The organism is Bradyrhizobium huanghuaihaiense, from assembly GCF_025200885.1.
GTDB classification, from domain to species: domain Bacteria; phylum Pseudomonadota; class Alphaproteobacteria; order Rhizobiales; family Xanthobacteraceae; genus Bradyrhizobium; species Bradyrhizobium huanghuaihaiense.
In genome coordinates this window covers 1,742,247-1,765,319 of the sequence record NZ_CP104172.1, presented here as the reverse complement: position 1 = coordinate 1,765,319, position 23,073 = coordinate 1,742,247, and the positions used below count along the sequence as shown (strand labels likewise).

The following is a 23,073-nucleotide window of genomic DNA, read 5'->3' as shown; positions in this document are numbered from 1 at the left end:
AGCAATTCAGCTGCGGCTGCGGACGATACAGATCGCGGCCACCGCGAGCGGAATGGTCAACGCGCCCCAGGACAGCGGCAGCCAAATCCCGGTCTGACCAATCAACGCCGCGAACAGGCCGAAAATGCTCAGGGCCGCCAGCAACGCAGGCCAGCGCCAGATCAGGTTGGGCGAGCGGCGGGCAGTCATTCTGCTGCTCCCGGCGACGACAGCGGCAGGGCCGCGGCGGGCCGCTGTTGCGTCTTCGCGGCCTGCGACCGCGCAAGCCAGAGATAGAGCCCGCTGCCGAGCACGAAGATCGTCACGAGATCCAGCACCACCCAGATGATCTTCAGCGGCATGCCGCCATAGTCGCCGAAATGCAGCGGGCGCGAGAGCTCCAGCGCGCGCAGATACCAGGGCATGGTCACCGCCGACACCAGGGCGCCGCTTCTCGCATCGACCAGCACCGGGCTGAACAGGCGGGAGGTCAGCGGCTCCTTGCCCTTGGTCCAGACCACGTAGTGGAAGGGCGAACCGAACGGCGAGCCCGGATACACCACGCTGGTCGCTGTCATGTCGGGGAAGGCCGCCTTCACCGTGTCATAGGCCGCCTGCGGCGACGACAGCTCCGAGGTGTGCGGCACCGGCTTGCCCTGCAGCGGCGCCAGCATCGCGCGCACGTCGGTCTGTTGCCACAGCGCGAACAGCGGCGTCGAGAGCTCGTTGATCACGCCGGTGGCGCCGACCACCAGCGCCCAGCCGACGGTGACGACGCCGAGCAGGTTATGCAGGTCGAGCCATTTCAACCGTGGCGACCTCGCCGCGCGCACGGTGCCGAAATCCAGCTTGCGCATGAAGGGCCCGTAGATCGCGATGCCGGAGACGATCGCCGCGATGAACAGAAGCGCCATCGCGCCGAGGAACAATTCGCCCGCAAGCCCTGCGAACAGGTCGCGGTGCAGCGACAGCATCAATTGCAGGAAGGTGAGTCCGTCCTCCCCGAACGGCTTGGTCTGCTTCAGCACGTCGCCGGTGTGGACGTCGAACCTGATCGAGTGCAGCGATCTGCGGTTGGTCTTGAAGGCCTCCCAGGAGCTCGCCATGAACACCATGATCTTGGGCTCGTCATCGTCGACGAACACCGAGAGGATGGTCTCACCGGGATACAGCTTCCGACTGGCCTCGACCACCCGGTCGAGGCTCACATTGGGCGTGCCCTCCGCGACCTGCGCATAGGGCAAGGCGTCGTCGAGCAGGCCGTCGATCTCGTCGCGCAGCACCAAGGGCAGGCCGGTGATGCAGATCAGCAGCAGGAACAGCGTGCAGATCAGGCTCGACCACTTATGCACGAACAGCCAGCGCCGAAGCGCCGGCTTTCGCTCATAGATGTGTCTCCTGGAGAGCGCCTGTTCGGTCATGCCGTTCCTCTACCAGTGGTAGCGCAGCGTCGCAATCACGTTACGACGGAGGCCGTAATAGCAGCCGATGTCCTGGCAAAGCGTCACATAGGTCTTGTCGAAGATGTTCGTGGCGTTGACCTGCGCCGAATAACCCTTGAACATCGCCCCCAGTGTGAATCGCCGCATCGAACAACGTGACGTCCGGGACATAGAAAGTGTTTGCTGTGTTACCTGCCGTCTCGCCGATATAGCGCACGCCGCCGGACAGGCCGAAGCCGTCGAGCGGGCCGCCATGGAAGGTGTAATCGACCCAAGCCGATGCCGAGTTCATCGGGGCGATGACCGGATGCTTGCCGAGCTGGCTCGGCGTGTTGGTCCGCGTCACGATGTTGTCGAGATAGGTGTAGGACGCCAGCACTGTCAGCTCACGGCTGATCTCGGTCTTGGCCTCCAGCTCGATGCCGCGCGAACGGATTTCGCCGGTCTGAACACGCGAGCCGGGAGGATGGGTCGGATCCGTATCCGGCGTCAGCACGTTCTGCTGGATTAGGTTGAACGCGGCGAGCGTGTAGAGCGAGTTTGCGTTTGGCTGGTACTTGATGCCTGCTTCTTCCTGCTTGCCGGTTGTCGGCGAGAACGGACGGAGAAGAGCATCCGTGCCGGCGGTCGGCTGGAACGACTCGGTGTACTGGATGTAGGGCGCGATCCCGTTGTCGAACTTGTAGAGCAGCGCACCGCGCTTGGTGACCGCCGTGTCGGACTTTGGCGCGGTCGAGGTGGTCCCGTTCGCGTAGGTCAGCGTATCGGTGCTGGACTGCGCCCGATCATGACGGATACCGAGCAGCGCGACCCAGCGGTCGAATTTGATCTGATCCTGCGCATAGACACCGAGTTGATCGATCGTCTGCCGGACATTCGTCGTATTGGGCACCGGACCGAACGGCACGCCATAGACCGGATTGAACGCGTTGATCGACGGCGGCCCAACCAGGAGCTGGCCGTTGAGCCGCTTGTCGACGGCGTTGGTGTAGTCGAGGCCCGCGAGCACGGTGTGCTCGAACGGACCGGCGTTGAATCTGGTCTCGAGCTGGTTGTCGACATTGATCGAGCGGATCGATTCCAGCGTCGTGAAGGCCGCGCGCTTGAGGTTGGTCGGATCCGTCTGGCTGCCGTTGGGGGACACCACCGCGAAATCGGTGCTGAGGTCCATGTAACGCAGGTTCTGTCGCACCTTGACGTTATTGTTGAAGCTGTGTTCGAGCAAATAGCCGACTGTACCGACTGTGCGGTCGGTCTTGTCGAAATTCGGCTCGCCGGAATAGAAGCTCGTCGGGATGTAGCTGCCCTTGTAGGGCGTGATGGTGCCGATGCCGCTCGGCAGCAGCTGGTTGTAGAAGCCGGCCTTGGGATCGCGTTGATAGGTGCCGAGCACCGTCAGCGTGGTCTGGTTGTCCGGCCGCCAGGTCAGCGACGGCGCGATCGAGATGCGCTGGTAGTCGGCGTGATCGACCTGGCTGCCCACATCGAAGCCGGACGCGGTGAAGCGGTAGAGAAACTCCCTGTTCTTGTCGATTGGACCGGACAGGTCGACGCCCGCCTGGACGCGGCCGTAGCTGCCGGTCGACACGAACATCTCGTGATAGGGCTCCAGCGTCGGACGCTTGGAGACGAGATCGACGATGCCGCCCGGCGACGACTGACCGTAGAGAACGGAGGCCGGACCATGCAGGATCTCGACGCGCTCGAGATTGAAGGGCTCGACGATCGGATAGGCGAAGACGCCAAAATTCAGCAGCCGCAGCGAGTCCAGGTATTGGTCGGCCAAGAAGCCGCGAATGTAGATATTGTCGAAGCGCGCGTCGGCCCCGAGATTTTCGCTCCTCACGCCCGACGTATAGCGCACCGCCTGCGCAATGCTCTGCGCGCCCTGGGCCTGGATCTGATCCTGCGTCACGACGGAGATCGCGACCGGCGTCTCGATCAGCGGCGCGTCGGTCTTTGTGCCGGTCGCGCTCCTTGTCGCGACCACGCCGTCGACATGGCCGAACGCCGATTCCTTGTGGCCTCCCCCCGCGCCGGCGCCAGCGGCGGCTGCCGCGGCGGCGCCAGCGGGCGCATTGCCGCGCGAAACCGCGCGCGCGCGGGCCGCGCTGCGGCTACGCGAGGATGGTGCGCTGGTGCGCTTGCGAGCCTCGCTTGCCTGGACGACGACCGTTCCAAGCTCGGTCCCCGCCCCCGCGGACGCACCCGAGGTCGATGATTGGGCCGCCGCCCCACCCGTACCAACGATCAAGACAACCGAGCTGACGGCCCCCATGAGCCGCCAGCGCCCCACTTCCAAAATGCCCACCGCAAACTTCCCCAACTTCCAACGACTGCGCAATGCAGCCAGCCGGAACAAGGAGTTAGCGCAGCGGTTCGACGTTGCGGGGTGAAAGGTTTCCAGCCTGGAGCTTTTCTATTTCCAGACTACAGAGACATTGCAGCCGGTAGCAGAACGGTGCAGTACCGGGAGCGACCGATGCCTGTCGCGACCGCAGGCGGATTGTCGCCTTTGCAAAAGTTGCGACTGGGGCGGGTTCAACGCAGACCTGCAAAAGCAGCGGCATGCCCTGCGCAATTTCAGACCAATCGGGACAAACCAGTCTCGCTCACGTAAACGCTACTCGGATAGGCAGGCGGTTGCCGGTAAAAGCATCACCCTGATTCTCAAAGCTATTTTACTCAATGAAACCGTCCGTCAAGGCGAACCTCGCCGCATTTCAGCACGACGCCAGACTCTATCTGACGCTCGGCATCGCCAATTGGTCCGTATTCGTCGACCATATTCCGAACAACGTCGTCAACCTGCTGACGCTGCGGAATTTCGGCTTCAGCGGCGCGGCCGATCTATTCGTGTTCGTGGTGGGCTACGGCGTCGCCATCATCCACGGCAGGATGGCGCTGGAGCGCGGCTACATCGTCGCGGCGACGCGAATCTTCCGCCGCGTCTGGCGGCTCTATGCCGCCTATGTCGTGCTGTTCGTGATCTATATCGACACCATCGCCTACGTCGCCTCGCAATCGATGGCGCCGGAGATCATCCACGAATACAACATATCCGGGATTCTCGAGCACCCGTTGCGCATCCTGATCCGCGGCCTCGTGCTCCAGGAAGAGCCGCTGAACCTCGACCTGCTGCAACTGATGATCCCGCTGATGGCGTTCTTTCCGCTCGTGCTGTGGGGGCTGCTGCGATGGCCGAACCTGACGCTGGCGGCATCGGTCGCGCTGTACGTCGCCGCGCGCTGGTTCGACTGGAATTTCCGGGTCTACCCGGACCAGGAATGGACCTTCAATCCGCTGTGCTGGCAGATGCTGATGGTGCTGGGCGGCTGGTTCGCCGTCACAGGCGCGCCGGGGCGTGCGCTGCGCGGCATGTCCTGGCTGCGGATGCTCGCAGGCGCCTATCTGGTCTTCGCGATGGCCGTCACCCTGATGCGCCACTCGCCGACGCTGTCCACCTACCTGCCCGATCTGCTCCTCAACAGCATCGCACCGACCGACAAGGAAAACCTCGCGCCCTATCGCGTGCTCCACTTCCTCGCCCTCGCGCTCATTGCGACCCATCTCATTCCGGCGGATCATCCCGGCCTGACATGGAGGCCGCTGCAGGCGGTGATCGCATGCGGCGAGGAATGGCTCGCGGTGTTCTGCGTCGCCGTGTTCCTGTCCTTCGCCGGCCACCTCATCCTGATCACCGGGCCGAACCTGGTAGTGATGCAGGTCGCGGTGAGCATCACCGGCTTCGCCGCGATGACCGGGCTCGCCTATTACATCGCATGGTCGAAACGGCAGGATCTGCCGGCAGCCCTGCGGCAGCAGGCCTAAAACCAAATCGCTCCGACAACAAAATCGTGCGATTCTGCTAGGCCGAAAGCGGCCGCTGCGCTATGCCGGGACTCTGCGTGAGGAGACCGGCGTGGCGATGGCGAAAGGCGGGGGTGAAGAGGCGGAGAGCGCGCCCCGGCGCGGTCGGCCAAGGTCGATCGAGACCACCAACGCCATCCTCGAAAGCGCCTATGCGCTGATGGCGGCCACGGGCCTTGCCACCACCACGATCGATGCGATCGCACGCCACTCCAGCGTGTCCAAGATGACGATCTACAAATGGTGGCCCTCGCGGGAGGCGCTGCTGATCGACGCCTTCCTCCACCATGCCGCGCAGATGCTGCCGCTGCCGCCCGCAAGCGCCGGTACGCCCGCGGCGCGCGCGCGCCGCCACGCCGCCGCCTATGCCGAGGCGCTGCAGGGCGAGTTCGGCAAGGTCCAGCTCGCCGTCATCTCCGAATGCATCTCCAAGACCGGCTCGGCGGAGCTGTTCTACGCCCGCTACTTACAATTCCGCCGCGACGCGCTGGTGGACATGATCGCCGCGGGCCAGCAGGACGGCAGCATTCTGGCCGGGGGACTGCCCGAGGATCTCTACGACGCGATCTATGGCAGCCTGTTCTACCGCTACATCTTCGGCATCGCGCCGATCACACCTGGCTACGCGCGCAATCTGGTCGATCTGGTGTTGCGGCCGAAGGATTAAATCAGCGCACGGGGCGCACCGGCGCCGAGATCTTGTCCGTGCGGTCGCGCTCGGTCATGTCGACCACCGTCTCCATCGGCGCGGTCAGTTCATAGACGTAGGAGACGTCGGTGAAGAAGCGCTTGGCGGTGCCCCCCAGCGCCTCGGGCGCGACGCGGTCCAGCAGGATCAGGCCGAAGTCGGAATCGGGCCGGCGCGTCGCCTCGCTGGTGTTGAACTCCTCCCAGCGGAAATGGAAGACCTCTTCGGGCGCTTCGCCGGTCACCGTCCAGTTGGCGGTGATGTGCGGATGCTTGCCGACCAGCGACAGACCCTCGTCGGAATGCGAGGCGAGCTCGAAGAACAGCAGCGACAGGCTCTGCGCGGCGCGCGCGCTGACCGCGATGTCGGGGCCGGTGACGGCAATGCGATCGGCATGCGGAATCGCGCGCGCCTCGAACAGGCCCTTCAGCTTGACGCCCTGCCACTGGCTCTCGCTGAGCAGCGAGACCACGTTGGACATGGCGTGGATGCGGCCGATCAGGAGCTCGCGCGCGACGTCGATGTCCGAGCCGTGGCGCAGCGTGCGCGTCACGATCGACTGGATCACGGCCAGGATGTTCTTCACGCGGTGATTCAGCTCGTCGATGACCGCGGTCAGGCGGCGCTCGAAGCCGATCCGCACCTGGATCTCCCGGCTGAGCCGCAGATTGTTGTAGGCGACATACCCGAACAGGCCGCACACCATCGCGGTGATGGCAAAACCGATCGCCGCCACGATGATCGCGGTCTGCTCGGCGCGGCGTGCCGAATTGGTCTTCGCGTAGTAGCTGAGCTGCCAGTCGCGGCCACCGAAGCTCACCGTGCGCGTCGCCGATGGCGCCGGACCGTCCGCGCCCATGCGCGTGGAGACAATGCCCTGGTCGTTGGCGACGAGCTCGCCGCCCTCCTTGCGCGGATCCTTGAGTGCAACCGAGAACAACGACATGTCGTCGTTGGTCAGCATCAGTGTGGCAAGCTCGTAGGAGAACGTGACGAAACCGGCCGGCTCCGTTGCCCCCTCGGGAACCACGGGCGCAGCCACAATGATGCCGATCGGGCCGTTCCCGCGCAGCAGCGGCACCGGATCGGAAGCAACCGATCGCTTCTCGATCCTGGCCCGGGCGAGCATCGCGCTGCGCACCGGATCCTGGTCATAGCTGCGGCCAGGCAGCGCCTTGGTCTCGTCACTGCGCGGCTCGAGGTCCATCAGCACGTCGATCGGATGGGTGAGGCTCGCGGGGGCGATGGGCTTGTCACTGTAGTCACGGATCTGGGGCTTCGGGAATCCGGCCGCCGCGATCGCTGCCTGCGCCGCCGCGAGCTCGTTCGGCTGAAGCCGGGCAACCCAGCCGGCCACCACGAAGTCAGTCTTGAACGCGTAGATCGCCGAGCGCAGCGGCTCCAGCATATTGGGCTTGAGCACCGACGGCGCACGGAACAGGCCTGAGGCGACGCGCGCGAGCAGCTCGCGCTCGGTAAGCCGGTCCTGAACCAGGCTGGCATGGACGTCGATCGCACGCGCGAGCGCGATCCGGTCCAGCGCCAGCTCCTGGTCGTGGACGCGATAGGCCGCAAGCCCGGAAAGCAAGGCTCCGAGCAGAGCGATGAAGCCGATAATGAAACCCAGCCGGACCACGCGACTACTCAGACGGAAGCGGGAGGTCGGCAATAAACACGGAGCATATGAACGCCGCTCGAACGGCCATGTGCCGAAACAGGGTGAACCCCAATGGCGCAGATAATGGAGGAGGAGGCATCAGTACGCAACTTGGGTCGCCTGGAAAGCTTAATCCGCCCGGCCGAGGGTCCGGCCGGGGATGGAATTGCCCCGGGCACCGGAGGTATTCAATCGCCGTGTCCGAAATTTGTTCCGCAAGGCGCGGCCCTGCCCCAGGCGTTAACGACGAAAACCGCCTGCGCCAAGTCGTCGCGTCGGTCAGCCCGCCCGTTTCAGCCCGCCTTTGGCCTCGATGAAGCCGACGATGCGGTCGAGCCCCTCGCTCTTCTTCAGGTTGGTCATGACGAAGGGGCGCTCACCGCGCATGCGCCTCGCGTCCGTCTCCATCTTCTCGAGGGAGGCGCCGACATGGGGCGCAAGATCGATCTTGTTGATGACCAGCAGGTCGGACCGGGTGATGCCGGGGCCGCCCTTGGACGGGATCTTGTCGCCGGCGGCGACGTCGATGACGTAGATGGTGAGGTCGGCGAGCTCCGGGGAAAAAGTGGCAGCGAGGTTGTCGCCGCCGGACTCGATCAGCACGAGATCGAGGCCCGGGAATTTCGCGCGCATGTCCGCGACCGCCGCGAGGTTCATCGAGGCGTCCTCGCGGATCGCCGTGTGCGGGCAGCCGCCGGTCTCGACGCCGGCGATACGATCTGGCGTCAGCGAGCCCGAACGCACCAGGAATTCCGCATCCCATTTGGTGTAGATGTCGTTGGTGATCGCGGCGATGTCATAGCGCTCGCGCATGGTCTTGCAGAGCAGGTCCATCAGCGCGGTCTTGCCTGACCCGACCGGGCCGCCAACTCCGACACGCAAGGGGCCGTGAGACGTAGCCATAGATTTTTCCCTATCGTCGTCCTGGCGAAAGCCAGGACCCATTACCACCGAACTCAATTGTCGCGGCAAGCTGTGGCCCCAGCTGTCCATAATCACAGGCATTCGTGGTTATGGGTCCCGGCCTTCGCCGGGACGACGCTGAGAGCATAGCACTCATGACCTGAACAACCGCGTATACTGCGTCTCGTGCCGCAGGCTGGCGAGATCGGCGCGGAAGGTGGCACTGCCGAGATCGTCCAATGCTGCAGTCAGCGCACGGCTGGCGGTGGCTGCCACCGCCGCTTCCAGCCTCACCAGCACGCGCTGGCTGTCGGTCTGGCCGAGCGGAACGAGGCGGCTGGCCGCCGAGATCCAGTTCGAGACCAGCGCATGCAGGAAGGCGTGCAGCGTCGGTGCCAGCGGCACGCCGTGCATTGCGGCAACCACACCGACGGCGACGGGATAGACCACTGGCGTGCTGCATGCCGCAACCATGGCATCCAGGCCTTCCGCATCCCACGCGGCGCGGGAGATATCGATGAAGGCGCGGCCCTGCGAGACAGTCTCCAGCTGCCGCTCGCGCGACGGCACGAAGGCGCTCGCGAGTTCCGCGATGTCGCGCAGGGAGGTCTCCTCGCCCGCCTCGGTGGCGCGATAGGCCTGGACCAGGAAGACTGCATCGCAAAAGCCCGAGCCGTCGCCGAGCATCGCATCGAGCCAGTCCGCCAGCGTCGCGACGTCGACGATGTCGCCCGCTTCGACCGCCCATTCGATGCCGCTGGAATAGGAGAAGCCGCCGACGGGGAACGCCGGCGACAGCCAGGTCATCAACCGGTACAGCGCCGCCGCCTCGCGCCCGGCGAGGTCACCGGCACCGACAGGCTCATTTGTGGTCATGAGCATGCTTGTGGCCGTGGTGATGGTCGGGATGGTCGCAATGCTCGTCGTGGTGATGGTGGTGCTCGTGTCCATGATCATGCGCGGCATGGTCATGATGATGGTGGTCATGGCTGTGATGATCATGACCGTGATGGTCATGGTGATCGTGACCATGATCGTGATGGTGATGGCCGTGATCGTGGTGCGCATGGTCGTCGTGCCCATGCGCGTGACCGGCGTCCGCATAGGCGCCGCCTTCGGGATCGAACGGTGCCTCGATCTCGATCACGCGCGCGCCGAGGCCTTTCACCATGGCCTCGATGACGTGGTCGCGGCGGATGCGCAGGCTCTTGGCCATGATCTGCGTCGGCAGGTGGCGATTGCCGAGATGCCAGCCGACGCGGATGAGGTGGTGCGGATCGCGGCCGCGGATCTCGAGCAGCGGCTCCGGAGCCGCGACCACCTCGACCAGTCTTCCGTCCTCCAGCACCAGCGCATCGCCGCCGCGCAGCGCGACGGCGTTCTCCAGGTCGAGCAGGAATTCGAGGCCGCGCGTCCCCGTCATTGCCATGCGGCGACGGTGCCGATCGTCAAAATCGAGCACGACCGTGTCCGCTGGCGCTTCCGTGAAGCGGTGTTGTCCCCTGACCTGCGTCGCCCGGATCATGCGTCTTACCTCTTTACCGTGTCTCGACCTTCTCGGGCGTGATGATTTCGACCTTCGGTGGCGCCGAGAAACACTTCACCGCGATGCGGCCGAACGTCTTCATGTGCTCCATGGCGCGATGCGGCACCAGCGCCTCGGCATTCTCCCACTGCTCGACGAACACCATCTTGCTGGGATCGGTGACGCTCTCATGCATGTCGTAGGCGATGTTGCCGGGCTCTTTCCGCGTCTCCTTGATGCAGGCGGTGGCACCTGCAATGAATTCGGCGCGCGTCTCGGGCTTGATGGTCAGGGTTGCAACGACGTAGATCACGAGAAATCCTCCCGGCTTTTCTTCTAAGGGTTAGATACCGGGCGGGACATTAGACCAGGCGGGACCGAACGCAAAACCGGAAAAGCCGTCCCCGGACACGCACTCAAGCCATATTCCTGGGACATGCGTTGAGGCGCTATTTCAGTACATGAAATAACGCTGCGCCATCGGCAGCACCTCCGCCGGCGCACAGGTGAGCAGCTCGCCGTCGGCGCGAACCTCGTAGGTCTCCGGATCGACCTCGATATTGGGCGTGGCGTCGTTGTGGATCATGCTCTTCTTGGAGATCTTGCTGCGGGTGTTCTGGACCGCATAGAGCTTCTTCTCGATGCCGAGCTTTCGCGCGAGACCCCCGGTGATCGCAGCCTTCGAGGTGAAGACCACCGAGGACGAGGTGCGCGCTCTCCCGAAGGCGCCGAACATCGGCTGATAGTGCACCGGCTGCGGCGTCGGAATCGAGGCATTGGGATCGCCCATGGGCGCTGCGACGATGGTGCCGCCCTTGACGATGCAGTCCGGTTTGACGCCGAAGAAGGCGGGCGACCACAGCACGAGATCCGCGAGCTTGCCCTTCTCCACTGAGCCGATCAGCTTCGACACGCCGTGCGCGATCGCCGGATTGATGGTGTATTTGGCAATGTAGCGCTTGACGCGAAAGTTGTCGTTGTCCTTGCCCTTGTCCTGCGGCAGCGACCCGCGCTGCTTCTTCATCTTGTCGGCGGTCTGCCAGGTGCGGATGATGACCTCGCCGAGACGGCCCATGGCCTGCGAGTCCGAGGACATCATCGAGAGCGCGCCGAGATCGTGCAGGATGTCTTCGGCCGCGATCGTCTCCTTGCGGATGCGGCTTTCGGCGAACGCCAGATCTTCCGCAATCGAGGGATCGAGGTGGTGGCACACCATCAGCATGTCGAGATGCTCGTCGATGGTGTTGCGGGTGAAGGGCCGCGTCGGATTGGTCGAGGACGGCAGCACGTTCTTCAGCCCGGCGACCTTGATGATGTCAGGGGCGTGACCGCCGCCGGCGCCTTCGGTGTGGAAGGCATGGATGGTGCGGCCCTTGAACGCCTTGATGGTGTCCTCGACGAAGCCGGATTCGTTCAGCGTGTCGGAATGCAGCATCACCTGGATATCGTAATCGTCGGCAACCGACAGGCAGTTGTCGATCGCGGCCGGCGTGGTGCCCCAGTCCTCGTGCAGCTTCAGCGCGCAGGCGCCGCCCTTGATCATCTCGACCAGCGCGGCGGGCCGCGAGGCATTGCCCTTGCCGGAAATGCCGAGATTGACCGGGAAGGCGTCGAACGACTGGATCATCCGGCCCATGTGCCACGGCCCCGGCGTGCAGGTGGTGGCGAAGGTGCCGTGCGAGGGTCCGGTGCCGCCACCCAGCATCGAGGTGACGCCTGACATCAGCGCGTGCTCGATCTGCTGCGGGCAGATGAAATGGATGTGGCTGTCGAAGCCGCCGGCGGTGAGGATCTTGCCCTCACCCGCGATAACGTCGGTGCCGGGCCCGATGACGATGGTGACGCCGGGCTGGATGTCGGGATTGCCGGCCTTGCCGATCGCGGAGATCATGCCGTCCTTGATGGCGACGTCGGCCTTCACGATACCCCAGTGATCGACGATCAGCGCATTGGTGATGACCGTGTCGGCCGCGCCCTGCTTGTTGGTCACCTGCGACTGCCCCATGCCGTCGCGGATCACCTTGCCGCCACCGAACTTCACCTCCTCGCCGTAAGTGGTGAAATCCTTCTCGACCTCGATGATGAGGTCGGTGTCGGCCAGCCGCACCTTGTCGCCGGTGGTCGGGCCGAACATGTCGGCATAGACGGAACGCTTTATTTTGACGGACATCACAAGCCCCGTTTGCGATTGAACTGTTGGCTGCTCACAGCAAAGCTCTCGCTGCTTTCACAGCATCGTCGAATTTCGTATCGAGCCACGCATTGCCGCCGCGGCAACCCGCTACGACCTGCGTGGCCCAGTCGCTGTAGTCGGCGAGGTCGTCGCGTTCTTCAGCGGTCGGATCGGTTTGAATGCGCGCGCCGATGTTGCTGATCTTGTCGGCGATCTTGATCAGCTTTGCGCCGGGGGATTTGTGCGGAGCGTCCTCGATCTGTTTCTGGCGCCGCTTTGCCTTCGGCAGGCTCATGTCATCGGTACACTCGACGACGAGGGACGCGACACGCTCGGAGAACGTCTGCGCGAGCTCCTCGCGCGTGGTATCGGTGTCCTCGATCGTATCGTGCAGCCAGCCGGCTGCGACCAGCTCGGCATCGGCGCCATCGGTCGCGGTCGCAAGCAGGTTCGCGACCTCGGCGAGGTGATTGATATAGGGCTCCTTGCCGCGCCCTTTGCGCGCCATGCCGTTGTGGCGGCGCGCGGCGAGGTCGGCAGCTTCCGATACGAGGCGGATTGGGAAAAGCATGGCAAATACCTCCGTTTCCGCCTCAACCGTGCCGCGCCGCGCTCGTTCCTGTGGAGGTCACAGCTTCCCCATGACGTCGCCGCGGAAGCCGTAAATCGTCTTCTTGCCCGCCATGGCGACGAGCTGGACGTCGCGGGTCTGCCCGGGCTCGAAGCGAACGGCGGTGCCGGCGGCGATGTCGAGGCGCATGCCGCGCGATTTCTTGCGATCGAACTTCAGCGCGGGGTTGGTCTCGAAGAAATGGTAGTGCGAGCCGACCTGGATCGGCCGGTCACCGGTGTTGGCCACCGTCAGCGTCACGGTCTTGCGGCCGGCATTGAGCTCGATCTCGCCGTCCTGGATGAAGAGTTCGCCGGGGATCATGTTTGCCTTCCTCCGTCATTCCGGGGCGAGGCGAAGCCTCGAACCCGGAATCTCGAAACCAAAACCTCTGGATTCCGGGTTCGCCCTGCGGGCGCCCCGGAATGACGAATTCGAATTACCTGATCGGCTGGTGCACGGTGACGAGCTTGGTGCCGTCGGGAAAGGTCGCCTCGACCTGGATGTCGTGGATCATCTCGGGGATGCCCGGCATCACCTGGTCGCGGGTCAGGACCTGCGCACCGGATTGCATCAGCTCGGCGACGGTGCGGCCGTCGCGCGCGCCTTCGAGGATGAAATCAGAGATGATCGCGATCGCCTCGGGATGGTTGAGCTTGACGCCGCGGTCCAGCCTGCGGCGCGCCACGATCGCCGCCATCGAGATCAGAAGCTTGTCCTTTTCGCGGGGAGACAGGTTCATGAAGAATCTCTTCCGTTCAACACGTCAATTCAGCCAGTCATCAGTTCAGCCAGAGCCGCGGCAGGACCGCGCCGGTGCGCGCCAGCACGGTCATCATGTCGGCGCGCAAACGCGCCGCATCTTGGGCACAGAACCGCGCCATTGCAAAGCCATTCCACGCGGAGATTCCGACCTCGCCGGAGAAAGACTCCGACGCTTCCCGGATGCGCTCGACCAGGGCCTCGTCGCCGGGCACGATCAGGGCCGTGCCGATCGCCGCACCGCCCTTGGCCACGGCCGATCGCGCGAGCTTCGCGCCGATATCGCCGTCGAGCCGGACGGTTTCTGCGAACACCAGTCTGCCGCCGCGGCGCATCCGCCAGCGGTCGACGAACTCGCCCTGCTCCATCCGCTCGCCCATGGCGGTGCGGCCGAACACGACGATCTCGCAGAGCAGGAGCGAAGCCGTCTCGTCGAGCTCGATGTCGAAGCGGCGCTGCACGCGCGCACGGTCGAACAGAATCGTCTCTTGCGGCAGCCAGGACAAATGCGCGCTGGCGCCGGCCTTCAGTGAGATATTGAGCTGCGCCGCGGGCCCCGGCGCGCGATAGACCTTTTCGGCGGCCGCCGTGGTCAGCGTCAGCCGCGCCGCATCGGAGGCTGATATCTCGATATCGAAGCGATCGCCGCCGGCAACGCCGCCGGCCGTATTGACGAACACGCCGGAGAGGCCCTGATCTTCCGGCGATGGAAAGCGGACACGGAGCGAGCCGGATTCATGCAACGCGCCGCGCCGCGTCACGCCGTCGCGCGCATGCACGTCGAAGCGCACCGCGCCACGGGCACGGTTGGCTTCGAATAGCATGGACGTGGCTGACAGCTCGCTGCGCATCCGTCTCCCCAGCCGGTCGCGGCAGGAATTTTGGCTTACAGCGCCATCTGGCGGCTGATTTCGCCGGGATCGAGATTGGAGCGGTCGCAGGTGAATTTCACCGCGCCGCGATCCATCACCGCGAAACTGTCGCCGAGTTCGCAGGCAAAGTCGAGATATTGTTCAACCAGCACGATGGCGATGTTGCCGAGGTTGCGCAGGTACGAGATGGCGCGGCCGATGTCCTTGATGATCGAGGGCTGGATGCCCTCGGTCGGCTCGTCGAGCAGGAGCAGCTTTGGCCGCATCACCAGCGCGCGGCCGATCGCGAGCTGCTGCTGCTGGCCGCCGGAGAGGTCGCCGCCGCGCCGGCCCAGCATGGATTGCAGCACCGGAAACAGCGAGAACACGTCGTCCGGAATGTGCTTGTCCTCGCGCTTGAGCGGGCCGAAGCCGGTCTTGAGGTTCTCCTCGACCGTCAGCAGCGGAAAGATCTCGCGGCCCTGCGGCACGAAGCCGATGCCCTTGCGCGCCCGCTCATAGGGCTTGAGGCCGGTGATGTCGCTGCCGTCGAACACGATCGCGCCCGATGAGATCGGATATTGCCCGACCATGGCGCGCAGCAGCGAGGTCTTGCCGACGCCGTTACGCCCGAGCACGCAGGTCACCTTGCCCGGCTCGGCCGAGATCGAGACGCCGCGCAGCGCCTGCGCCGCGCCGTAGAACAGGTTGATGTCCTTGACCTCAAGCATCGCTCAGCGTCCCAGATAGACTTCGATGACCCGCTCGTTGGACGAGACCTGGTCGATGGTTCCTTCCGCGAGCACCGTGCCTTCGTGCAGGCAGGTGACCTTGACGCCGAGCTCGCGCACGAACGTCATGTCGTGCTCGACCACCATGACGGTGTGGGTCTTGTTGATCTCCTTCAAGAGCTCGGCGGTGAGATGCGTCTCGACGTCGGTCATGCCCGCGACGGGCTCGTCGACCAGCAGCAGCTTCGGATCCTGCGCCAGCAGCATGCCGATCTCGAGCCATTGCTTCTGGCCATGGCTGAGGCTGCCGGCGAGGCGGTTGCGGGCCTCGGTGAGGCGGATCGTCTCCAGCACCTTGTCGATGCGCTCCGACTCCGCCTTGCTGCCGCGCCAGAACAGCGTGCCGCGGACCGAGTGGTCGACATTGAGCGCAAGCAGGAGATTGTCCTGCACGGTCTGGCTCTCGAACACCGTCGGTTTCTGGAATTTGCGGCCGATGCCGAGTTCGGCGATGCGGGTCTCGTCGAGGCGCGTCAGGTCGGTGACGCCGTCGAACAGCACGGTGCCCTCGTCGGGCTTGGTCTTGCCGGTGATGATGTCCATCATCGTGGTCTTGCCGGCGCCGTTCGGACCGATGATGGCGCGCATCTCGCCAGGCTCGAGCGTCAGCGACAAATTGTTGATGGCGTGGAAGCCGTCAAACGAGACGTGCACGCCGTCCAGGTAAAGCATCGCGGAGGTTGCGCGGGTGTCCATGACGTTCATGACCGCCTACTCCGCCATCTTGGGTTCGGTGACGCCGTCTTCGGCTGCGGCGCTCACCGTGGTCGCGGCGGCGCGTTTCTCCTTCGACTGATCCCACCAGGCATTGAAGGTGCCGACGATGCCCTTGGGCAGCAGCAGCGTCACCAGGATGAACAGCGCGCCCAGCATGAACAGCCAGTACGGCGCGAGCATGCCGGAGGTGAAGAAGGTCTTGGCGTAGTTGACGACGACGGCACCGAGTGCGGCACCGACCAGGGTGCCGCGGCCGCCGACCGCGACCCAGATCACCGCTTCGATCGAATTGCCCGGCGCAAATTCGGACGGGTTGATGATGCCGACCTGCGGCACGTAGAGCGCACCGGCGACGCCGGCCATGCAAGCCGACACCGTGAACACGAACAGCTTGTAGGATTCGACGCGGTAGCCGAGGAAGCGCGTGCGCGATTCCGCGTCACGGACCGCGATCAGCACCTTGCCGAGCTTGGAGGAGACGATGGCGCGGCAGATCAGGAAGCCGATGATCAGCGCCAGGCAGCTCAGCGCGAACAGCGCCGCGCGCGTACCCTCCGCCTGCACGTTGAAGCCCAAAATGTCCTTGAAGTCTGTCAGGCCGTTGTTGCCGCCGAAGCCGAAATCGTTGCGGAAGAAGGCGAGCAGCAGCGCGTAGGTCATCGCCTGCGTGATGATCGACAGATAGACGCCGGTGACGCGGGAGCGGAAGGCGAGCCAACCGAAGCAGAAGGCGAGCAGGCCCGGCACGAACAGCACCATCAGCGCCGCGAACCAGAACATGTCGAAGCCGTACCAGTACCAGGGCAGCTTCTGCCAGTTCAGGAACACCATGAAGTCGGGCAGGATCGGATTGCCGTAGACGCCGCGGGTGCCGATCTGTCGCATCAGGTACATGCCCATCGCGTAGCCGCCGAGCGCGAAGAAGGCGCCGTGACCAAGCGAGAGGATGCCGCAATAGCCCCAGATCAGGTCGATCGAGAGCGCCAGGATCGCGTAGCAGACATACTTGCCCCAGAGCGCGACGAGATAGGTCGGCACCTGCAGGAACGAGCCCGCGGGCAGCAGCAGGTTGGACAGCGGGATCAGCACGCCCAGCGCGGCGACCACCAGCAGGAAGATCGTCGCGCCGCGGTCCAGCGATCGCGTCAGCATGTGAGGGGTCATGCTTCCACCGCACGGCCCTTGAGCGCGAACAGGCCGCGCGGCCGCTTTTGAATGAACAGGATGATGAGAACGAGGATCGCGATCTTGCCGAGCACCGCGCCGGCGACCGGCTCCAGGAACTTGTTGGCGATGCCGAGCGTGAAGGCGCCGACCAGCGTGCCCCAGAGATTACCGACGCCGCCGAACACCACGACCATAAAGCTGTCGATGATGTAGCTCTGGCCGAGATTGGGGCTGACATTGTCGATCTGCGACAGCGCCACGCCGGCGATGCCGGCGATACCCGAGCCGAGGCCGAAGGTCAGCGCGTCGACGCGCGAGGTGGCGATGCCCATCGAGGCCGCCATGCGGCGGTTCTGCGTCACCGCGCGCATCTCGAGACCGATCGCGCTGTAGCGCAGCATCGCAAGCAGGATCGCGAACACGGCGAGCGTGAAGCAGAGGATCCAGAGCCGGTTATAGGTGATGGTGATCTGGCCGAGCTCGAACGCGCCGCTCATCCAGGAGGGGTTGCCGACCTCGCGATTGGTCGGACCGAACATGGTGCGCACCGCCTGCTGCAGCACCAGCGACAGGCCCCAGGTCGCCAGCAGCGTCTCCAGCGGGCGGCCGTAGAGGAAGCGGATGATGCTGCGCTCGATCAAGACGCCGATCGCGCCGGCGACGACGAAGGCGAGCGGCACGGCGATCAGCAGCGAATAGTCGAACAGGCCGGGGTAGCGGGTGCGGATCACCTCCTGCACCACGAAGGTGGTGTAGGCCCCGATCATCACCATCTCGCCATGCGCCATGTTGATGACGCCCATCACGCCGAAGGTGATGGCAAGCCCGATTGCGGCGAGCAGCAGCACCGAGCCGAGCGACAGGCCGTACCAGGCGTTCTGCACCGTGGACCAGACCGCGAGCGAAGACTGGATCGAGCTGATCGCACTGGCTGCAGCCTTGGTCACCGAAGGCGGCTGATCACCCATGCCGGTGAGCAGCGCCATCGCCTCCTGGTCGCCGCGCGCCTTGAGGGTGGCGACGGCCTCGAGCTTCTCGACCTCCGTGGCATCGGACTTGAACAGCAGGATCGCCGCACGGGCTTCACCGAGCGCCGTCTTGACCGACTTGTTGGTTTCCTTGGCCAGCGCGGCATCGACGGCCTCGAGCGCCGTCTCCTCGTGCGACTTGAAGACGGATTGCGCGGCCTGCAGGCGCGTTCCGACTTCCGGCGACTGCAGGGTCAGGCTGCCGAGCGCGGCATCGACGCTGCGGCGCAGGCGGTTGTTGAGGCGGACCGCGCTCGCACTGTCGGGAACGCTGGCGACGGCCTCGCCGGTCGCGGCGTCGATCGACTTGCCGTCGGTGCCGGTGACGTAAACCTTCTTGCTATCAGGATCGGCCATCAACCGGCCGTCCTGGAGCGCGCTGATGATGGGAAAAGCCAGCTTGTTGCCGCTGCTGGCGATCACACCGACCGCTTCCTCGGTGTCGGAAAAATCGTCGTTGGCGAACTTGGCGACCGCATCCTCGAACGGACCGGCAAAGGCCGGCAGCGCGAACGCGATCAGAAACAACGAGAGTACAAACGAGCAGAAGCGAGCGGACAATTTGGTTGGCACTTTGGATCACCCCGGCAGAAGTGGGGAGAAGGCGGCGGAATAGCCGTCTTCTCCCGTCGTGCGATAAAACGTCAGATCCGGATCAGGAGCCGGAGCCGAGGCACTTGTTGGTCTTGGTGTTGAAGTTGCCGCACTTCTTGCCGACCCAGTCGCCGATCAGGTCCTTGGAGCCGTCGAGCTCCTTCGACCAGGCGTCACCCGCGACGAGGCCCGGGGTCTTCCAAACCACGTCGAACTGGCCGTTGCCCTTGATCTCGCCGATGAACACCGGCTTGGTGATGTGGTGGTTCGGCAGCATCTTCGACACGCCACCGGTCAGGTTCGGCGCCTCGATGCCGGGAAGCGCGTCGATCACCTTGTCCGGATCGGTCGACTTCACCTTCTCGACCGCCTTCACCCACATGGCGAAGCCGATCACATGCGCTTCCATCGGGTCGTTGGTCACGCGCTTCGGATTCTTGGTGTAGGTCTGCCAGTCCTTGATGAACTTCTCGTTCGAGCCGTCCTTGGTCTTGATCGACTCGAAGTAGTTCCAGGCGGCCAGATGGCCGACCAGCGGCTTGGTGTCGATGCCGGCGAGCTCTTCCTCACCCACCGAGAACGCGACCACCGGGATGTCCTTGGCCTTGATGCCCTGGTTGCCGAGCTCCTTGTAGAAGGGAACGTTGGCGTCGCCGTTGATGGTCGAGACCACCGCGGTCTTCTTGCCGGCCGAGCCGAACTTCTTGATGTCGGCCACGATCGTCTGCCAGTCGGAGTGACCGAACGGCGTGTAGTTGATCATGATGTCTTCCTGGGCGACACCCTTGGACTTCAGGTAGGCTTCCAGGATCTTGTTGGTGGTGCGCGGATAGACGTAGTCGGTGCCCGCGAGCACCCAGCGCTTCACCTTCTCTTCCTTCATCAGATAGTCGACGGCGGGAATCGCCTGCTGGTTCGGCGCCGCACCCGTGTAGAACACGTTGCGCTCGCTCTCCTCGCCCTCATACTGCACGGGGTAGAACAGGATGTTGTTGAGCTCCTTGAACACCGGGAGCACCGACTTGCGCGACACCGAGGTCCAGCAGCCGAACACGACCGAGACCTTGTCCTTGGTGATCAGCTCGCGCGCCTTCTCGGCGAACAGCGGCCAGTTCGAGGCGGGATCGACCACGACGGCCTCAAGCTTCTTGCCGAGCACGCCGCCCTTCTTGTTCTGCTCGTCGATCAGGAAGAGGATGGTGTCCTTCAGCGTGGTTTCGCTGATGGCCATGGTGCCGGAGAGGGAGTGAAGCACACCGACCTTGATGGTATCGTCCGCGGCCTTGGCGCCGGTCAATGAGGCCAGACCGAGCATCAGTCCGGCGGTCGCGGCGAGAACGCCGCGGCGGCTAAATGACGCCGCTCTATCGCGAGTGGATTTGGTAAGCATTTGTGTATCATCTCCCTGACGCAGACGTGAAAAGTCGCTGCGAAACGGCCCCACGGCCGCCTGCGATTAATGGAATCGCAAGAACCATGCCATGGGCTGAACACGCGGTAACGCGTTGGTTTTGTTTAGAAATTCTGCAGAAAACAAAGTTTCGCCGTAGTCAAATTGCTCAAATCTTGAGCGAATAAAATGTATGCTAATGCGGCAGACAGTTCATTTTCTGGGCAAAATGGCGCTTCTGTCTAAATTTCCGGCATAACTATTTCTGCACCGCAACCGCGGTTTGGCGCGGACTTGCCTTGAAAGCGCCCCCTCGATGTTCCATATGAACAGCCGAGACCTCTTGCGAATCAAGGGGTCGTAGCGAGCCGCGTGTTCTTAAGCCCCCTCCGGGCCTCTGGCTTGCCCCATATCATCCAAGCCATCCGACACCCCAAACACGCAGGTGTCTTCTCGACACCCTTTTGCGCGCGCCGCGCTGAATGCGCCGGGCGCCCGCTTTTGACATGGAAAGAACCCATCTTTTGACTTCGTTTCAGGACTTCGGCCTCGCCGAACCCATCGCGCGCGCTCTTCGTGAAGAGAATTACGTCACCCCAACCCCGATCCAGGCCCAGACCATCCCGCTGGCGCTGACCGGCCGCGACGTCGTCGGCATCGCCCAGACCGGCACCGGCAAGACCGCGTCCTTCGCGCTGCCGATCCTGCACCGCCTGCTCGAGAACCGCATCAAGCCGCAGCCCAAGACCGCCCGCGTCCTGGTGCTGTCGCCGACCCGCGAGCTTTCGGGGCAGATCCTCGACAGCTTCAACGCCTATGGGCGCCACATCCGCCTGTCCTCGACGCTCGCCATCGGCGGCGTTCCGATGGGCCGCCAGGTCCGCGCCCTGATGCAGGGTGTCGACGTGCTGGTCGCCACCCCCGGGCGCCTGCTCGACCTCGTGCAGAGCAACGGATTGAAGCTTTCGAGCGTTGAATTCCTCGTACTCGACGAGGCCGACCGCATGCTCGACATGGGCTTCATCAACGACATCCGCAAAATCGTCGCCAAGCTGCCGATCAAGCGGCAGACGCTGTTCTTCTCGGCCACCATGCCGAAGGACATCGCCGAGCTCGCAGACTCCATGCTGCGCGATCCCGCCCGCGTCGCGGTGACCCCGGTCTCCTCGACTGCCGAGCGGATCAACCAGCGCATCCTGCAGGTCGACTTCTCGGCCAAGCCCGCCTTCCTGACCAAGCTGCTGAAGGACGAGCCGATCAACCGTGCGCTGGTCTTCACCCGCACTAAGCACGGTGCCGACAAGGTCGTGAAGACACTCGAAAAGGCCGGCATCCCCGCCAGCGCCATCCACGGCAACAAGTCGCAGAACCATCGCGAGCGCACGCTGGCACAGTTCCGCTCCGGTGAAATCCGCACGCTGGTTGCCACCGACATCGCCGCCCGCGGCATCGACGTCGACGGCATCACCCATGTGATCAATTTCGACCTGCCCAACGTGCCCGAGACCTATGTGCACCGCATCGGTCGCACCGCGCGCGCCGGGGCCGATGGCACCGCGATCTCGCTGGTCGCCGGCGGCGAGGAGCTCAGCTACCTCCGCGACATCGAGCGGCTGATCAAGGTGGCGCTGCCGCGCGAAGACCTCCGCACCGATGCCGGCCGCCGCGATGCGGGTCCTCCCGCGCCGCAGCAACGGCAGGGCCGCGGAGGCCGCCCGGGCCAGCGTCCGCAAGGCGCACGGCACGGTGACGGACGTCGGGCCGACGAAAGGCATGGCGACGGACGTCACCATAGCGCCGGCAAGCAGGGCGACGGACGTCCCGGCGAAGGCCGGCACGGCGGCGACGGGCGGCATGTCGACGGACGATTCAACGACGGCCAGAACGCCTCGAAGGGGTCTCGCCGCCGCCGCCGCTCCGGTGCTAATAAGCTGGGACATTCGCAATCCGATCGGTCGGAACAGCGTCCCGCGCATAGCGCCGGCAAGCCTGATGGGATACAAGGCGTGGCCTTTCTGCGCCGTGAGAGTCGGCCGAACGGCCAATCGACCCGCAAACCCTATTCGCACTAGCCGTCCACGACCTGGAGATATCAATGGCTAAGGAAGAGCTGATCCAGTTCGAAGGACTGGTCACCGAAATCCTCCCCGACGCCCGCTACCGCGTGCAGCTCGACGCCGGACACGAGATCGTCGCCTACACCGCCGGCAAGATGAAGAAGAACCGCATCAAGACGCTCGCGGGCGACCGGGTGACGGTGGAGATGTCGCCCTATGACCTCGAGAAGGGCCGGCTGATTTTCCGCCACAAGGACGAGCGTCCCGCAACGGCCGGAGGACCGCCTCGCCCCGGTCAACGTGGTGGCCAGTTCCGCCGTCGTTGATCCGCTTCCAGCGCATCGATACGGAAGTAAAATTCTGACCTGTATGCTGATCCGCCGCGCGCATCGCGGCGGATCAAAAAATCGTGCACGTCCGGATTGTTTTGAAGCCCCAATTCCAATAAAATGAATTAATCGATTTTCGGCCGGACGACATTGGCATCCACCGGTATAGCCGGTTCAGACACGCTGACGACCCTTCCAGAAATTCGATCTAACCTGTCCGCGCGAGCGGACTTTTACATTGTTTATCTGAGAGGGAACTACCCCATGAGCATGGGAACCGTGAAGTGGTTTAACGCGACCAAGGGCTTCGGCTTCATCCAGCCCGACGATGGCGGCCAGGACGTGTTCGTTCACATCAGCGCCGTCGAGCGCGCCGGCCTCGGCACGCTGCGCGAAGGTCAGAAGCTCTCCTACGAGATCGTCGCCGATCGCCGGTCCGGCAAGTCGGCCGCCGACAATCTTCGCTCCGCCGGCTGAACCTGCGGACCTTCGGTCCGGATCGGCTCGACCGAGCAAGTCGAAGCAACAATGGAAAAGGCC

At 64.3% G+C, this 23,073-nt stretch carries 23 protein-coding genes; 5 read left to right on the top strand and 18 right to left on the bottom strand.

From position 1 onward, the window contains the following. Positions 1-6: 6 nt before the first annotated feature. Genes N2603_RS08355 through N2603_RS08345 form a run of 3 tightly spaced genes read right to left on the bottom strand, consistent with a single transcriptional unit; the run spans position 7 to position 3,732 of the window. On the bottom strand, positions 7-189 hold the full coding sequence (locus tag N2603_RS08355) for a DUF4175 domain-containing protein (protein ID WP_260388355.1): 183 nt from the start codon (positions 187-189) through the stop codon (positions 7-9). Next, entirely contained in the window at positions 186-1,400 is a 1,215-nt protein-coding gene (locus N2603_RS08350; RefSeq protein WP_260388354.1) for a PepSY-associated TM helix domain-containing protein, read from the bottom strand. The genes N2603_RS08355 and N2603_RS08350 overlap by 4 nt, the downstream gene beginning before the upstream one ends. Positions 1,401-1,440: 40 nt before the next feature. Next, positions 1,441-3,732, bottom strand: a complete 2,292-nt coding sequence (locus tag N2603_RS08345; RefSeq protein ID WP_260388353.1) for a TonB-dependent siderophore receptor — start codon at positions 3,730-3,732, stop codon at positions 1,441-1,443. A 377-nt stretch (positions 3,733-4,109) separates the two neighbouring features. On the opposite strand from N2603_RS08345, the gene N2603_RS08340 reads away from it, so the two are divergent. Then, a complete protein-coding gene (locus N2603_RS08340) occupies positions 4,110-5,252 on the top strand; it encodes an OpgC domain-containing protein (protein WP_018646621.1) in 1,143 nt (380 codons plus the stop codon). Positions 5,253-5,349: 97 nt separating this feature from the next. After that, positions 5,350-5,958, top strand: coding sequence for a TetR/AcrR family transcriptional regulator (locus tag N2603_RS08335; RefSeq protein ID WP_260424165.1), 609 nt, complete (start codon positions 5,350-5,352; stop codon positions 5,956-5,958). Position 5,959: 1 nt separating this feature from the next. Here N2603_RS08335 and N2603_RS08330 read toward each other — a convergent pair whose 3' ends face one another. From N2603_RS08330 to urtA, 15 genes are all read right to left on the bottom strand, one after another. Continuing rightward, on the bottom strand, positions 5,960-7,615 hold the full coding sequence (locus N2603_RS08330; RefSeq protein WP_260388352.1) for a CHASE domain-containing protein: 1,656 nt from the start codon (positions 7,613-7,615) through the stop codon (positions 5,960-5,962). Positions 7,616-7,915: 300 nt separating this feature from the next. Continuing rightward, positions 7,916-8,539, bottom strand: a complete 624-nt coding sequence (gene ureG, locus N2603_RS08325) for an urease accessory protein UreG (protein ID WP_018646618.1) — start codon at positions 8,537-8,539, stop codon at positions 7,916-7,918. A 153-nt stretch (positions 8,540-8,692) separates the two neighbouring features. Further along, complete coding sequence (locus tag N2603_RS08320; protein WP_260424164.1) at positions 8,693-9,421, bottom strand: urease accessory protein UreF; 729 nt, start codon at positions 9,419-9,421, stop codon at positions 8,693-8,695. Next, positions 9,402-10,064: an urease accessory protein UreE gene (gene ureE, locus N2603_RS08315; RefSeq protein WP_260388351.1), complete on the bottom strand. Its 663-nt coding sequence runs from the start codon at positions 10,062-10,064 to the stop codon at positions 9,402-9,404. Before ureE ends, N2603_RS08320 begins: the two co-directional genes overlap by 20 nt. A gap of 13 nt (positions 10,065-10,077) precedes the next feature. Continuing rightward, positions 10,078-10,377 (bottom strand): putative quinol monooxygenase, encoded by a 300-nt coding sequence (locus N2603_RS08310; protein WP_018646615.1) that lies wholly within the window; start codon positions 10,375-10,377, stop codon positions 10,078-10,080. A 141-nt stretch (positions 10,378-10,518) separates the two neighbouring features. Continuing rightward, positions 10,519-12,234 carry an urease subunit alpha gene (gene ureC, locus N2603_RS08305; RefSeq protein ID WP_026312558.1) on the bottom strand — a complete coding sequence of 572 codons (1,716 nt, stop codon included), beginning with the start codon at positions 12,232-12,234 and terminating at the stop codon, positions 10,519-10,521. Between the two features lie 34 nt (positions 12,235-12,268). Then, positions 12,269-12,808, bottom strand: coding sequence for an HD domain-containing protein (locus N2603_RS08300; RefSeq protein ID WP_260388350.1), 540 nt, complete (start codon positions 12,806-12,808; stop codon positions 12,269-12,271). Positions 12,809-12,865: 57 nt separating this feature from the next. Further along, positions 12,866-13,171, bottom strand: a complete 306-nt coding sequence (locus tag N2603_RS08295) for an urease subunit beta (RefSeq protein ID WP_035708642.1) — start codon at positions 13,169-13,171, stop codon at positions 12,866-12,868. Between the two features lie 115 nt (positions 13,172-13,286). Further along, positions 13,287-13,589, bottom strand: a complete 303-nt coding sequence (locus N2603_RS08290; protein ID WP_025033968.1) for an urease subunit gamma — start codon at positions 13,587-13,589, stop codon at positions 13,287-13,289. 40 nt (positions 13,590-13,629) lie between these two features. Then, positions 13,630-14,460: an urease accessory protein UreD gene (locus N2603_RS08285; RefSeq protein WP_260388349.1), complete on the bottom strand. Its 831-nt coding sequence runs from the start codon at positions 14,458-14,460 to the stop codon at positions 13,630-13,632. Positions 14,461-14,495: 35 nt separating this feature from the next. After that, the gene (gene urtE, locus N2603_RS08280) at positions 14,496-15,191 is read right to left on the bottom strand and encodes an urea ABC transporter ATP-binding subunit UrtE (RefSeq protein ID WP_036021619.1); all 696 of its coding nucleotides are present in this window, start codon (positions 15,189-15,191) and stop codon (positions 14,496-14,498) included. A 3-nt stretch (positions 15,192-15,194) separates the two neighbouring features. Beyond that, the gene (gene urtD / locus N2603_RS08275) at positions 15,195-15,956 is read right to left on the bottom strand and encodes an urea ABC transporter ATP-binding protein UrtD (protein ID WP_018646608.1); all 762 of its coding nucleotides are present in this window, start codon (positions 15,954-15,956) and stop codon (positions 15,195-15,197) included. A gap of 6 nt (positions 15,957-15,962) precedes the next feature. Beyond that, complete coding sequence (gene urtC / locus N2603_RS08270) at positions 15,963-17,132, bottom strand: urea ABC transporter permease subunit UrtC (RefSeq protein ID WP_260388348.1); 1,170 nt, start codon at positions 17,130-17,132, stop codon at positions 15,963-15,965. Further along, complete coding sequence (gene urtB, locus N2603_RS08265) at positions 17,129-18,736, bottom strand: urea ABC transporter permease subunit UrtB (protein ID WP_260388347.1); 1,608 nt, start codon at positions 18,734-18,736, stop codon at positions 17,129-17,131. Before urtB ends, urtC begins: the two co-directional genes overlap by 4 nt. A gap of 82 nt (positions 18,737-18,818) precedes the next feature. Further along, complete coding sequence (gene urtA, locus N2603_RS08260; RefSeq protein ID WP_026312557.1) at positions 18,819-20,147, bottom strand: urea ABC transporter substrate-binding protein; 1,329 nt, start codon at positions 20,145-20,147, stop codon at positions 18,819-18,821. A 482-nt stretch (positions 20,148-20,629) separates the two neighbouring features. On the opposite strand from urtA, the gene N2603_RS08255 reads away from it, so the two are divergent. The 3 genes from N2603_RS08255 to N2603_RS08245 all read left to right on the top strand — a co-directional run bounded on the left by N2603_RS08255 (position 20,630) and on the right by N2603_RS08245 (position 23,010). After that, on the top strand, positions 20,630-22,219 hold the full coding sequence (locus tag N2603_RS08255) for a DEAD/DEAH box helicase (protein ID WP_260388346.1): 1,590 nt from the start codon (positions 20,630-20,632) through the stop codon (positions 22,217-22,219). A 23-nt stretch (positions 22,220-22,242) separates the two neighbouring features. Further along, entirely contained in the window at positions 22,243-22,530 is a 288-nt protein-coding gene (gene infA / locus N2603_RS08250) for a translation initiation factor IF-1 (RefSeq protein WP_018646603.1), read from the top strand. Between the two features lie 267 nt (positions 22,531-22,797). Continuing rightward, positions 22,798-23,010, top strand: a complete 213-nt coding sequence (locus N2603_RS08245) for a cold-shock protein (RefSeq protein WP_008131892.1) — start codon at positions 22,798-22,800, stop codon at positions 23,008-23,010. The last annotated feature ends 63 nt before the right edge of the window (positions 23,011-23,073 follow it).

Coding starts and splice junctions, on each gene's coding strand:
- N2603_RS08355 (WP_260388355.1), bottom strand. CDS start 189: ATGACTGCCCGCCGCTCGCCCAACCTGATCTGGCGCTGGCCTGCGTTG.
- N2603_RS08350 (WP_260388354.1), bottom strand. CDS start 1,400: ATGACCGAACAGGCGCTCTCCAGGAGACACATCTATGAGCGAAAGCCG.
- N2603_RS08340 (WP_018646621.1), top strand. CDS start 4,110: ATGAAACCGTCCGTCAAGGCGAACCTCGCCGCATTTCAGCACGACGCC.
- N2603_RS08335 (WP_260424165.1), top strand. CDS start 5,350: ATGGCGAAAGGCGGGGGTGAAGAGGCGGAGAGCGCGCCCCGGCGCGGT.
- ureG (WP_018646618.1), bottom strand. CDS start 8,539: ATGGCTACGTCTCACGGCCCCTTGCGTGTCGGAGTTGGCGGCCCGGTC.
- N2603_RS08320 (WP_260424164.1), bottom strand. CDS start 9,421: ATGCTCATGACCACAAATGAGCCTGTCGGTGCCGGTGACCTCGCCGGG.
- ureE (WP_260388351.1), bottom strand. CDS start 10,064: ATGATCCGGGCGACGCAGGTCAGGGGACAACACCGCTTCACGGAAGCG.
- ureC (WP_026312558.1), bottom strand. CDS start 12,234: ATGTCCGTCAAAATAAAGCGTTCCGTCTATGCCGACATGTTCGGCCCG.
- N2603_RS08300 (WP_260388350.1), bottom strand. CDS start 12,808: ATGCTTTTCCCAATCCGCCTCGTATCGGAAGCTGCCGACCTCGCCGCG.
- N2603_RS08295 (WP_035708642.1), bottom strand. CDS start 13,171: ATGATCCCCGGCGAACTCTTCATCCAGGACGGCGAGATCGAGCTCAAT.
- N2603_RS08290 (WP_025033968.1), bottom strand. CDS start 13,589: ATGAACCTGTCTCCCCGCGAAAAGGACAAGCTTCTGATCTCGATGGCG.
- N2603_RS08285 (WP_260388349.1), bottom strand. CDS start 14,460: ATGCGCAGCGAGCTGTCAGCCACGTCCATGCTATTCGAAGCCAACCGT.
- urtE (WP_036021619.1), bottom strand. CDS start 15,191: ATGCTTGAGGTCAAGGACATCAACCTGTTCTACGGCGCGGCGCAGGCG.
- urtD (WP_018646608.1), bottom strand. CDS start 15,956: ATGAACGTCATGGACACCCGCGCAACCTCCGCGATGCTTTACCTGGAC.
- urtC (WP_260388348.1), bottom strand. CDS start 17,132: ATGACCCCTCACATGCTGACGCGATCGCTGGACCGCGGCGCGACGATC.
- urtA (WP_026312557.1), bottom strand. CDS start 20,147: ATGCTTACCAAATCCACTCGCGATAGAGCGGCGTCATTTAGCCGCCGC.
- N2603_RS08255 (WP_260388346.1), top strand. CDS start 20,630: ATGCGCCGGGCGCCCGCTTTTGACATGGAAAGAACCCATCTTTTGACT.
- infA (WP_018646603.1), top strand. CDS start 22,243: ATGGCTAAGGAAGAGCTGATCCAGTTCGAAGGACTGGTCACCGAAATC.
- N2603_RS08245 (WP_008131892.1), top strand. CDS start 22,798: ATGAGCATGGGAACCGTGAAGTGGTTTAACGCGACCAAGGGCTTCGGC.